This is a genomic window from Thioclava sp. 'Guangxiensis', from assembly GCF_045348365.1.
Lineage (GTDB): Bacteria > Pseudomonadota > Alphaproteobacteria > Rhodobacterales > Rhodobacteraceae > Thioclava > Thioclava kandeliae.
The window spans coordinates 62,657-73,222 of sequence record NZ_CP155822.1; the positions used below are offsets into that span (position 1 = coordinate 62,657).

Below are 10,566 nucleotides of genomic sequence, written 5' to 3' on the forward strand. Positions count from 1 at the left end.
GAATAGACATTCAAGCGCAAGCAGAAAACCGCTGACTGACTTTCAAATTGGTGGTCATTGGGCAGCAACTAATTCAATAGGCCATCTTCTTTCAGGCGACTGTATGCAGCCCGAATCGCGTCCTCGCTGAATTTGTTCCGCTTGGCTTCACTCCATCCCTGCATCTCTTGAATGATCTTTTCCACAGGGAAATGACCTTCATGATGAGCAAGCAGATGAACAGAGGATAAAAGCTCCAACCCGTAGGGGCTTTCATACCCCTGAACGAGCTTGCTCAAACGATCAATTACATCATCAGCTTTTCGGTCGGTGGTGTTCAAATACTCATTGGCCAATGCACACCCGCTGGGCGTCACGTGCGATTGACGCTCGCCCCTCAGGAAACCGTCGATCATCCCATGACGCTCCATAGAGACGTAGGCGAGCTTCAAGGTTTCCGAATAGGGGCCGTGCAGATTACGGGCGAATTTCAGTTTGAACTCCACGCCCAAGGCTTGAAGAAAATACGCGATTTTTTGCAGAGAAATTCTGTCAAAAGATCCGTCAAAAAAGCGTTCAAGATCATTCAGTGCTTTGAGCAGAATGGCGCGCGGGAACGTCATCGAAAGACCCGAATGAACATGTTCAGGCGCGTCAGTTGCATCCTTGGGCGCGAACAAAACAATGTCAACATCATCGAGATTCGACAACTTCGCTTCGATCAGAGGCCTTACATCTGCCCAGTCCAGACCACCGTTGCCGCACCCAAGGGGGGGGATCGCGATGGACCTGATTTCGTGCTCTCGGATGGTCTCAACCAACGCGTCGAGGCCATCCTCGACGTACTCCATCTTCGACTTCGAGCGCCAGTGGGCCTTCGTTGGGAAGTTGATTAGGTAGCGCGGGCCTTCGGAGGTGAAGAGTTCCTTCGTGTCAAACACGAACATTTTTCCGGGATGCAAGCCTTTGGCATCGCACAAAGACTTGTACGCCCGGAAGTTCGCGGGCCATCTGTTCTTAAACTCCAAAGCGACGCCTTTTCCCATGACGCCAACACAGTTGACGGTGTTCACCAGAGCCTCCACAGGCTCAGCGAACATATCTCCTTTTTTCGTCCGTATCGTCATCCGTAGTAGCACCCGCGTTTTGTCAGGATCGGGATGTTCCATGCCGAAGCAGCCATCATCCCTTCCAGTCGTGCCCGCATATCATCTGTTTTGACAACGATACACCCAATTTTGTCCAGTGGTACAGAACTGTGAACCAAGAACTCAGCCATCCGCTTGGAACTGCGCGTCATCCGCTCTGGCGGGGTCGCGCGATCCTGGAACCAGCGGCAAACGCCATGGTAGCCAATCTCGTGAATCGTAGCGACTCTCGGGTCGTCATCGAACACGTTCCAATGAACGTGTTCTTCCAGCTTCGTGAGGTCGGTTTCAATCGTTGGCATCGGTGCTCTTGAATTCAATGCATAGTCGCTGAAACAAGTGAACAAACCGGTACCTACGAATGCTTGTGGTGAGCTGACCAAGAAGATCCGATCATCCTCGCATGCTTTGCGAAGTTCCACTCCCGCCGGGGAGACCAATGGTACGTTTTTCATGTAAATAGTATAAGTAAACGATGTGATGGGGCTGAAATAGAACGGCACAAAGTCGTTGACTACGCAGCCGTTGGGCATCTCAAATTCGCCCGTACCACGTCGATTGACAATATCTTGATACGAGGTCTGGTGGCAACTTTGCGGCGTAGAGTGGTTTTTCGCCCTAATCTCACCATCTGCAAGAAACGTCGGAAGGTCTTCATAATGAACCTGTCGAAATATATATCGGTCCGGCAAATTTGCCCCCTCGTCTAAAACATCGTCGGATACTTGATACGGTTTCCCTATGTCCTTCAAGCAAGAACTATGCTTGAGCGGACCAACGTACGTTATATCTTCACAGATGGCTGCTTCCCGCTGACGAAAATCCACCAGCCACACACATCGGACGACTGCTACCGCAATCGCGTCACGGTACGTTAGCGCCTGCAGAGAAAGTCGGCTTTCCGCCGATGCTGTTGAAAAAGTCTTTGTTGCGCTGCGGCAAGTCTTTCGATTCACTCGACTATGAGGAGATTGGAGGATTTCGTCATGATGGGCAGGCAAGAAGCACCGGCGCAGCTGTTTTACGATTTCGATCTGGAGCGGCACGTCCCGGCCAATCACATGCTGCGCGAGATCGACCTGTTCCTGAATGGTGACACTCTGCGCGAGGCGCTGCGCCCATTCTACAGCCATCTTGGTCGCCCCTCGATCGATCCGGAACTGATCATCCGGATGCTGGTGATCGGGTATGTCATGGGGATCCGTTCGGAGCGCCGGCTCTGTGATGAGGTTCACCTGAACTTGGCCTATCGCTGGTTCTGCCGGTTGGGGTTGGAAGGCAATGTCCCGGATCACTCGACCTTCTCCCGCTATCGCCATGGCAAGTTCAGGGAAAGTGGCTTGCTGCGGCAGGTTTTCGAGACAACCGTTGAACGCTGCCTGAAAGAAAATCTGGTGTCGGGCGAAGGTTTCGCGGTCGATGCGAGCCTGATCTCGGCAGATGCCAACAAGATCCGCTCCATCGCGGCGGAAGACTGGAGCCCCGAGGCCGCGCGGGACGCTGGCAACAGGGCGGCACGGGAATATCTGGAGACACTGGATGACGCCGCTTCGGGGCCGCATCGCCTGTCCAGCCCAAGTTCGTGGCCAAGTCCGATCCGGCAGCACAATGGACCCGCGCCGAGGAAAGTCGCCCCTATTTTGCCTATGCCACCAACTACCTGATCGACACCAAGAGTTCGGTGATCATGGATGTTGAAGCGACAAGAGCCATCCGCCAAGTCGAAGTTGGAGCTGCGCGCACGATGCTGGACAGGACCGAAAAACGCTTTGGCATCAAGCCGGACTGGCTGGCCGCCGATACGGCCTATGGCAATGCCGAGAACCTGGGCTGGCTGGTCGAGAAGCGCAGCATCATTCCCTTCATCCCGGTGATCGACAAGTCGGAACGGACCGACGGAACGTTCTCCCGCTCAGACTTCCAGTGGGACGAGACGAATGATCAGTATATCTGCCCCGAAGGCCATGCCCTCAAACAGTTCAGACGCAACTATTCCGATCCGAACCGAGGCCAGGATAGTGGTGGGCGAAAGAAATACCGCTGCTTGAAGGCAACCTGCCAAGCCTGTCCATCCAAGGAGATCTGCTGCCCGAAAGCCGATGCCCGGTATGTCACGCGTGAGCCCCATGAAGAGGCGCGCGAGTTCGCCAGAGAGTGCCGCAAGACCAAGGCCTACAAAGTGTCGCGCGACAAACGGAAGAAGGTCGAGATGCTCTTCGCGCACCTCAAGCGTATTCTTGGCCTAACACGGTTGCGGCTCCGTGGTCCAAACGGCGCCAAGGACGAATTTCTGCTCGCTGCCATCGCACAGAATCTCCGAAAACTCGCGAAGCTCCGCCCGCGAAGCGTCCGACAGGAGGCCGCAGCATGAGCTGAGCGGCCATATTACCGCCTTGAGGCGGGTCGACGGGCGATCGCCCGAACGCAATAGCCTTGCCCGGCGGCGGCGAGCCTCAAAATCGGCGATTTCGACCGACTTTTTCAACAACATCCGCCCACACCGGCAGGACGGTTCAGTTGTAGAGGAAGTCCGCTTAACGATCTCAATAATCTACGCTATGGCGTGTCAAACGGTATCGAGCCGGTCACTTCGCGCATTCCTTTCGCCAGCTTCTGCACAAGATGAACGAGCTCCCCAACCTCTCCCTCGTCCCAGGACTCGAATATTACCCCGGCCATCCTGGCGCGAGCAGCATCGACGGCGTCAGTCATCAACTGCCCATGCGGCGTGATGCAGGCTTGGCGGATGCGGCGGTCGCGCGCACTGCCGCGCCTCTTGACAAGGCCGAGGTCGTCAAGCTTGGCCACCTGCCGGCTAACCGTCGTGTAGTCACGACCGACGCGGTCTGCCAGCTCCACAACACCCAAGGGGCCGAACCTCTCGACGCTGACAAGCAATGCGAAGAGGGCGCGGTCGAGGTTAAGTCCAGATGCTCGAAGCATCTCCTCATCAACCTGCGGGTTGTTCATCAGGGCCATGATATCGAGCAGCGCGATATGTAGTTGGCGCGTAAGTGTCGAGATGTGTGTATTTTGCATATTTATCCTTGGCAGAATCGACAGATTTAATTATGTGTATTTTGCACATAATACGGAGAATTGCAAATGCTTGAAGACCTGGACGTTCTGATCGTCGGCGCGGGACCGGCGGGGTCGACCCTTGCCGTCGACCTTGCGCGGCGCGGCGTGAGCACCCGCATCATCGACAAGAGTCCGCACGGATTTCCCGGATCGCGCGCCAAGGGCATTCAGCCCCGGTCGCTCGAAGTGTTCGAAGACCTCGGCGCGCTGGACGACATCCTCGCTGCCGGGTCTCCCTACCCACCTCTGGGCATCCATCTGGGGCCGGTCCGAATCCCCAAGCGGATGTCCAAGCCGGCGCCCGAAAGCGACGCTACTCCCTACCGCGACACCTGGTTGATCCCGCAGTTCAGCACCGACTCGATCATTCAGAAGCAGCTCGCGCCGTTCGGGGTGCAGGTCGAATACGGCACGGAACTTCTCGGGGTCGAGCAGGACGACAGCGGGGTGACGGCGCGGATCGCAGGCCCCTCCGGACCCGAAGAGCTGCGCGCCCGCTATGTTGTGGGGGCCGATGGAGGCGCAAGTCTAGTACGCAAGAGCGTTGGCATCGCCTTCGAGGGGCAGACCAACGAAGCCGACCGGATGATCATCCTCGACTGCCGGATCGAAGGCCTGGGACGCAATCACTGGCACGTCTGGCCCGGCCTCGGGGGCCGGTTTGCCGGGGCCTGCCCGCTGCCGCATGGCGACCTCTTTCAGGTGATGATCCGCCTGCAGCCGGGCGAGGCGCCCGACTTGTCCGATGCCGCGTTGAACGAGCGGTTCCGGAAGCAGACCCACTCCGGCAAGCTGCGGCTGAGCGACATACAGTGGAAAACAGTCTTCCGGCCCAATATCCGGCTGGCGGCGCGTTACCGTGAAGGCCGGGTATTCCTGGCAGGCGACGCGGCGCATGTTCACACGCCCATGGGGGCCCAGGGGTTGAACACCGGCATCCAAGATGCCTACAACCTCGGCTGGAAGCTCGGTCAGGTCCTGGCCGGTGCCCCCGAGACGCTGCTTGAAAGCTACGAGGCCGAGCGGCAACCGATCGCCGCGCGGGTGCTCGGCCTGTCGACCGCGAAATACGAGGCCCTCAATCGGCTCGATCCTGCCAGCATCAAGCGGGGCGCGGATGAAAAGCAACTCGGCATCACCTACAAGGGCGGCCCGCTGGCCAGCTCCGAAGCCGAGGCAACCACGACACTACAATCGGGAGACCGTGCACCCGACGCGAAGCTCGCGGATCAGGACCGCACCCCCCTGCGCCTGTTCGATGCAACCCGCGGCCCAGCCTTCACACTGTTCGCCATTGGGCAGGAAGCCCGGGCAGAACTCGCAGCCGTCACTTGGCCCGAGAACGGCGCCGGACTGACCCGCGTAGCCATCGACGGAACGGCCGGGGAAGCGCTTTCGCTGAGCGATCCGCAGGGCTCCTTCCGGTCCATTTATGGCATCGCGGCAGACACGCTTATCCTGATCCGACCGGACGGCTACATCGGCGAAATTGCAACCCATGACCGTATCGCGGCGATCAACAACTTCGCATCCCTCGTGGCGCCAATCACCGCCTGACCCTTTCCAACTTTTTCGTGATGGAAACCGACCATGAAAGTTCTTGTTGTCCTCAAACAACCCTACGAGGGCAGCTACTGCGCCGCCATTCTGGAAAGCATCCAGACCAGCCTTGCCGACTATGGCCATGAGCTCGACCTTATTCACCTTGATCGGGATGACTTCGATCCTGTCATACACGGTAAGGACCTAAGGGTCATTGCAGTATGACGATACTGAACCGCCCCGGGTTTGCCGGAGGCTCCAACTCTTGATTCGGGTAGAGCATCATGAGAAAGATAACGAACAAGTTTTCCCCAGAAGTGCGCGAACGCGCCGCACGGATGGTTCACGACAATGAAGGGCAGCATGGCTCTCGGTGGCAGGCCATCACGTCGATTTCTGTGAAGATCGGGGGTTCGGCGAAGACGTTAAGCGACTGGGTCAAGAAGGCTTAGATCGACGGCGGCAAGCATGTCGGCATTCCGAGCGACATGGCTGACAAAATGAAGGCCTTGGAGCGGGAGAACCGAGAACTCCGACAGGCCATTGAGATCCTGCGCAAGGCGAGCGCTATTTTGCGATGGCGGAGCTCGACCGCCGGCCGAAGTGATGGAGGGTTTCGTCGAGGTGCACAGAGATGCGCATGGGGTCGAGCAGATCAGCAAGGTGCTGTCGATCGCCCCCTCCACCTAATATAATCACTTGGCGAAGCGGGCCGACCCAGCGCAGTTATCGGTCCGCGCGCGCCGTGATGCTGCTTTGCGGCCCGAGATCCGACGCGTTTTCGAAGAGAACTGTCGCGTCTACGGCGTCCGCAAGGTCTGGCGGCAGCTCGTCCGGGAAGGGTTCGATGTCGCGCGTTGCACGGTGGCGAGGCTCATGAAGGACATGGACATTCAAGCGTCATCCGTGGCAAGCCGCACAAAACGACGATCCCTGACAGAAAATCCCCATGTCCGCTGGACAAGGTGAACCGCGAGTTCCGCGTCCCCGCGCGGAACATGCTCTGGGTGAGCGACTTCACCTACGTCGCCACCTAGACCGGCTTTGTATATGTCGCCTTAGTCATCGATACCTATGCGCGCAAGATCGTCGGCTGGCGTGCCAGCACTTCTGAATAGACCGGGTTCGTCCTTGATGCTCTGGAGCAAGCGGTCCATGACCGGCGGCCGACAAAGGGCATGGGGCTGGTCCATCATAGCGACAGAGGGTCGCAATACCTGTCCATTCGTTACACGGAAAAACTGGGCGAGGCCAGCAGTGTGAGTGACAGCTACGACAACGTTTTGGCCGAGTCATCAATGGCCTCTACAAGGCCACCTCACATCGCTGTGGTCTCTAGCGCAGCTTCGAGGCCGTCGAATATGCCACGCTGGAATGGGTGGACGGGTTCAACAACCGGCGCCTTTTTCAGCCTATCGGGAATATCCCACCAGTCGAGGCAGAGGCGAACTTCTAGGCAACTCTGGAAACCGAAGACATGGCAGCGTAACTAACGACAATCAGCCTCCGGCAAAACCGTGGCGGTTCAAGTGCCCACGAGGTCGGGGGAGATAGTCTTTCGCTGCGCTTAGTTCGAATGTCGGCAAAGGGCCGAGTGCTTCATTCAACCATACGTTCAAACGCCTCCACCGCAATCCGACGCCGCCCATCACAAGCGATCAGCTCGTCGCCAAGCCGAGTAATGCTCACCGCGTCATCCGCCAGCGTCCCGCCTGTCGCCAGCAGGGATGCCGGAGAGGCGCAGGGGATGCGGGCGGCGGCTGGCAGCACCACCTGCGGCCGCGGCGTTTCATCGGGCACCACCGGACCAGTGGTCGCGGATTGACTGCAGGCGGCCAGCAGGAATGCCGAGGCCAGACAGATCGGAATCTGCTTCAAGTTCATTGATAAACCTCCTTCGGGCTGTGTCGCGTTCGCCCTGCGCAATGGTCAGGGCCCGATCAGCCTCTGCCAGCGCCGCGTTGGCGGCGTTGGTCTTCTTGATCGCCTCGGCGCTGCGCTGGCGCTCTGCGAGCAGGGCTGCGGATTTCTTCGCGTCCCATGCCGCCTGCTTGGTCGCGAGCTGCGCACCGAGCCTCCAGCCCTGCACGGCCCACCCTGCCCCGAAGCTCGCAGTCATCAGAAGGAAGAGGACGGCGCCCGCGATTACAGCCCGGACAGGCATAGATCACGCTCCGCCTTGCGCCGGTTGGTCAGGCCACGCACCACGCGGCCACCGGCCTTGTTCCACATCAGGAGCGCATCGCAGGCCCCGGGCAGATCGCCTGCTAGAGCGCGGCGCGACATGCTCGAGCGGCAGAAGCCATGTGACCCGATATTATAGGCCGCACTGATGAAAGCGGCGCGGGTCCGCTCCGGAAGGCGTGCCGGCAGACAGGGTCGGATCGCGGCCTCGAACTGCGCCACGCGCGTGGCGAGCTGCGTCCAGCACTCAGCGTCGGTTGCCACATCGCCCATCTTCACGCCTTCGGTTTCGCCAAAGCAGATTGTGGGTATGCCGACGATATCGCGATAGGCGCGCAGCTCTCTGCCTTCCCAAGGCGCGATCGTGGTGATCGCGAGCGCAATGGCGGTCGCCACACCGGCCACGCCCGCCGCGTGCCGCTTGCGCAGCCCCCCGCTTTCGTCGCGGGCGAGATCCTCGGACCAGATGCCGGATTGCTGCACCAGCCGCGCGATGGTGGCCGCGATCGAGATGAGGCCCGCCAATGCGGCAAAGGCCCCGGGCGGCATGCCGAGAAGATCGGCATCGAGAAGCGAGACCACGACCTCGAGGCCGGAGAGCACCGCCGTCAACAGGATCAGGCGGATCGACCAGGCGCGAAGAAGCACCTCGCGCCAGTCGGGCAAGAGTTTGAACATTCCATTTCTCCATGAAAAAGCCCCGCTCGATGGCGGGGCGTAAGGTTGAATTTAGACTTCCTGAGGTGATCGATAAATTTCACTCATCAAGCCCAAAAATTTGATATTTATGTACGAATCGCCGCGTTCGGCGTAGTTTCAGTTATGGCCTGTTTGCATGCTAAGACATCAACCTGTGTCCGTTCGACGTCACGCCAGAGAAGCCCTCTTTGTCTGCGGCTCGCTCGTCGTCGTATTTAACATCTTGGGATGGAGCCTGAATCTTCAGGCCTTAATCCGATTTCCAGATGCAGCAATGGTGCCCAGCACAGCCGTTAGCATTGCGCTTCTATTTATCGGCAGTGCGGCAGTCTTATCTCGACCGGCAAAGAAGGCTGCCGCAAAAATCTGCAGTTTGATGGCCGCCGCAATTGCGTTGATCAATATCAGCTTACGGAAGTCCTCGCTTCCGGACCTAGATCACCTTGTGTCCAATGTCATGGCGGACGATCAGATGTCCGAAGGCACTATTCTGTGCATTCTCGTCTGCGCCGCTACGATTTTGTCGCTCGCCTCCGAAAAGCTGCGGAAATTCGAACTCCACTTGTCCGGCGCGATAGCTGGTGTTCTGCTGATTATTGCTGTTTTCATTCTTTGTCGTTTTGTGCCTGGCACATCGGCGTGCCCTCTCATCTTTCAGAAAATGTCATTTTACACGGCAGTCTGCTTCTTGGTCTTGTTCATTAACCTCTTCGTTGCTGCAGTCGTCCTGCCATTCCAGCAACACGAAGACAGCGGAACCTAAATAACAAACCTCCTTGTGTGCTCATATCGCCGCTTCACGAACACGACAAAGAAACCAAGCCGATCAATCCCCGCTCGATGGCGGAGCAAAAAATCGGATCTTGTCAGGGCAAAGCGTTGCCCTAATTCGTGCAGGGCTCTGGGCTATGTTACACCTACTCCGTAGAGAGCACTAAGGCGCGGTCGCAGGCAGCGAGCCGCGCCTTTTTCATCCCTTCTTCAGCAGACGATAGGCCACCGGCTTGGTCTTCTCGGGAATGAGCTTCCCGTCACAGTCATACTGCAGCTGCAGCTGGACCGTGATACGCCCCGGATAGAGCGCCGCTGGCGGGATCAGTTCGATCCTGACGCGTGAGAGATCCGTGCCGATCTGCTGGATCGGTGCCGAGGACGCGCGCATGCCCGGAAGATCCACATTCGTCACATCGCGAAACAGCGGCACCCATTGCCTCAGCTGGCACCCCTCGCCCAACTCTGTACGCTGCACGAAAAGATGCAGCACCACGTTCTGCCCCTGTTGTACCGGTTCCTCGATATAGGCCATGCCGAATGGCTCACGGATGACCCGATCCGCGCCCGTGGCCGAAGCAACTGCCTTGGTCACGGTATCGAGCTTTGTCTCGAAACCATCCACCCGATCGGGAAGCTCCCAGAACCGCAAAGCGCGTTCCTTCACCGGCGTGAAGATCCACACCATCACGACGGTGAGCGCCCCAATCATCCAGCGCACAGCGAACTTCGCCAGCTCGTCGCCGAAGAACTTCCCCGCCTTGCGCGCCTGTGTCTTATCCATGTCTTGCCTCATGCTCATAAAAAATCCCGCCTCGGGGGCGGGTTATTCGGCCTCTGCCGTAGTGGTCTCTTCGGCCTCTTCCTCGGGCGGCGCCGGCAGCGGCACCGGCCCGCTGGTCACGGTGACCGGCTCGGGGAAGCGCTGCGCCTCGGAGGCATTGTCGCCGATCGGCAGCAGCAGCGTGACGGTCCAACCGTCTGTCGCATCCCGCGTGGCGCTCAGGATGTAGCCGGCAAGGCCCGTCTCTTCATCGTATTCCAGCGCAGTCAGAGTGAACTCGGTGCCGTTGACGGTTAGCGTGTCGCCCTCCACGGACAGCATGTGGAGTTCGTAATCGGTGCCCGGACGGCGGACGATGGGTGAGAAGATGATATTCAA

The 10,566-nt window shown here is 58.6% G+C and carries 11 protein-coding genes, 2 pseudogenes and 1 other annotated feature; of the genes and pseudogenes, 5 read left to right on the forward strand and 8 right to left on the reverse strand.

Annotation, left to right across the window (positions count from 1 at the left end):
• Positions 1-68: 68 nt before the first annotated feature.
• Both ABEB22_RS00255 and ABEB22_RS00260 read right to left on the reverse strand, forming a co-directional pair.
• Positions 69-1,148 (reverse strand): macro domain-containing protein, encoded by a 1,080-nt coding sequence (locus ABEB22_RS00255; RefSeq protein WP_406870584.1) that lies wholly within the window; start codon positions 1,146-1,148, stop codon positions 69-71.
• A complete protein-coding gene (locus tag ABEB22_RS00260; RefSeq protein ID WP_406870585.1) occupies positions 1,103-1,963 on the reverse strand; it encodes a DUF4433 domain-containing protein in 861 nt (286 codons plus the stop codon). The genes ABEB22_RS00255 and ABEB22_RS00260 overlap by 46 nt, the downstream gene beginning before the upstream one ends.
• A 150-nt stretch (positions 1,964-2,113) precedes the next feature.
• On the opposite strand from ABEB22_RS00260, the pseudogene ABEB22_RS00265 reads away from it, so the two are divergent.
• A pseudogene (locus tag ABEB22_RS00265) lies at positions 2,114-3,498 on the forward strand (IS1182 family transposase).
• 185 nt (positions 3,499-3,683) lie between these two features.
• Here the strand turns inward: ABEB22_RS00265 and ABEB22_RS00270 are convergent.
• Positions 3,684-4,166 (reverse strand): MarR family winged helix-turn-helix transcriptional regulator, encoded by a 483-nt coding sequence (locus ABEB22_RS00270; protein WP_339112300.1) that lies wholly within the window; start codon positions 4,164-4,166, stop codon positions 3,684-3,686.
• Between the two features lie 66 nt (positions 4,167-4,232).
• Here ABEB22_RS00270 and ABEB22_RS00275 point away from each other — a divergent pair, with 66 nt between their 5' ends.
• The 3 genes and pseudogenes from ABEB22_RS00275 to ABEB22_RS00285 all read left to right on the forward strand — a co-directional run bounded on the left by ABEB22_RS00275 (position 4,233) and on the right by ABEB22_RS00285 (position 7,206).
• The gene (locus tag ABEB22_RS00275) at positions 4,233-5,765 is read left to right on the forward strand and encodes an FAD-dependent oxidoreductase (RefSeq protein ID WP_406870586.1); all 1,533 of its coding nucleotides are present in this window, start codon (positions 4,233-4,235) and stop codon (positions 5,763-5,765) included.
• Positions 5,766-5,798: 33 nt separating this feature from the next.
• Positions 5,799-5,975 (forward strand): hypothetical protein, encoded by a 177-nt coding sequence (locus ABEB22_RS00280; protein WP_339112298.1) that lies wholly within the window; start codon positions 5,799-5,801, stop codon positions 5,973-5,975.
• 59 nt (positions 5,976-6,034) lie between these two features.
• A pseudogene (locus ABEB22_RS00285) lies at positions 6,035-7,206 on the forward strand (IS3 family transposase).
• Positions 6,316-6,431 (forward strand) — a sequence feature (AL1L pseudoknot). It overlaps the preceding pseudogene by 116 nt.
• Before the next feature lie 143 nt (positions 7,207-7,349).
• Here the strand turns inward: ABEB22_RS00285 and ABEB22_RS00290 are convergent.
• The 3 genes from ABEB22_RS00290 to ABEB22_RS00300 are packed head-to-tail and all read right to left on the reverse strand — an operon-like array spanning position 7,350 to position 8,612.
• Positions 7,350-7,550, reverse strand: a complete 201-nt coding sequence (locus ABEB22_RS00290) for a hypothetical protein (protein WP_406870587.1) — start codon at positions 7,548-7,550, stop codon at positions 7,350-7,352.
• The gene (locus ABEB22_RS00295) at positions 7,540-7,914 is read right to left on the reverse strand and encodes a hypothetical protein (RefSeq protein ID WP_406870588.1); all 375 of its coding nucleotides are present in this window, start codon (positions 7,912-7,914) and stop codon (positions 7,540-7,542) included. Before ABEB22_RS00295 ends, ABEB22_RS00290 begins: the two co-directional genes overlap by 11 nt.
• Positions 7,896-8,612 (reverse strand): lysozyme, encoded by a 717-nt coding sequence (locus tag ABEB22_RS00300; protein ID WP_406870589.1) that lies wholly within the window; start codon positions 8,610-8,612, stop codon positions 7,896-7,898. The genes ABEB22_RS00295 and ABEB22_RS00300 overlap by 19 nt, the downstream gene beginning before the upstream one ends.
• Before the next feature lie 175 nt (positions 8,613-8,787).
• On the opposite strand from ABEB22_RS00300, the gene ABEB22_RS00305 reads away from it, so the two are divergent.
• Positions 8,788-9,396: a hypothetical protein gene (locus ABEB22_RS00305; protein WP_406870590.1), complete on the forward strand. Its 609-nt coding sequence runs from the start codon at positions 8,788-8,790 to the stop codon at positions 9,394-9,396.
• Between the two features lie 207 nt (positions 9,397-9,603).
• On the opposite strand, the gene ABEB22_RS00310 is transcribed toward ABEB22_RS00305, so the two are convergent.
• Both ABEB22_RS00310 and ABEB22_RS00315 read right to left on the reverse strand, forming a co-directional pair.
• A complete protein-coding gene (locus ABEB22_RS00310; protein WP_406870591.1) occupies positions 9,604-10,188 on the reverse strand; it encodes a hypothetical protein in 585 nt (194 codons plus the stop codon).
• A gap of 42 nt (positions 10,189-10,230) precedes the next feature.
• The gene (locus ABEB22_RS00315; RefSeq protein WP_406870592.1) at positions 10,231-10,566 is read right to left on the reverse strand and encodes a hypothetical protein; all 336 of its coding nucleotides are present in this window, start codon (positions 10,564-10,566) and stop codon (positions 10,231-10,233) included.

Bases quoted from the DNA above. Each gene is read 5' to 3' on its own strand.
- ABEB22_RS00255 (WP_406870584.1), bottom strand. From the start codon at position 1,148: ATGGAACATCCCGATCCTGACAAAACGCGGGTGCTACTACGGATGACG.
- ABEB22_RS00310 (WP_406870591.1), bottom strand. From the start codon at position 10,188: ATGGATAAGACACAGGCGCGCAAGGCGGGGAAGTTCTTCGGCGACGAG.
- ABEB22_RS00280 (WP_339112298.1), top strand. From the start codon at position 5,799: ATGAAAGTTCTTGTTGTCCTCAAACAACCCTACGAGGGCAGCTACTGC.
- ABEB22_RS00270 (WP_339112300.1), bottom strand. From the start codon at position 4,166: ATGCAAAATACACACATCTCGACACTTACGCGCCAACTACATATCGCG.
- ABEB22_RS00295 (WP_406870588.1), bottom strand. From the start codon at position 7,914: ATGCCTGTCCGGGCTGTAATCGCGGGCGCCGTCCTCTTCCTTCTGATG.
- ABEB22_RS00300 (WP_406870589.1), bottom strand. From the start codon at position 8,612: ATGTTCAAACTCTTGCCCGACTGGCGCGAGGTGCTTCTTCGCGCCTGG.
- ABEB22_RS00275 (WP_406870586.1), top strand. From the start codon at position 4,233: ATGCTTGAAGACCTGGACGTTCTGATCGTCGGCGCGGGACCGGCGGGG.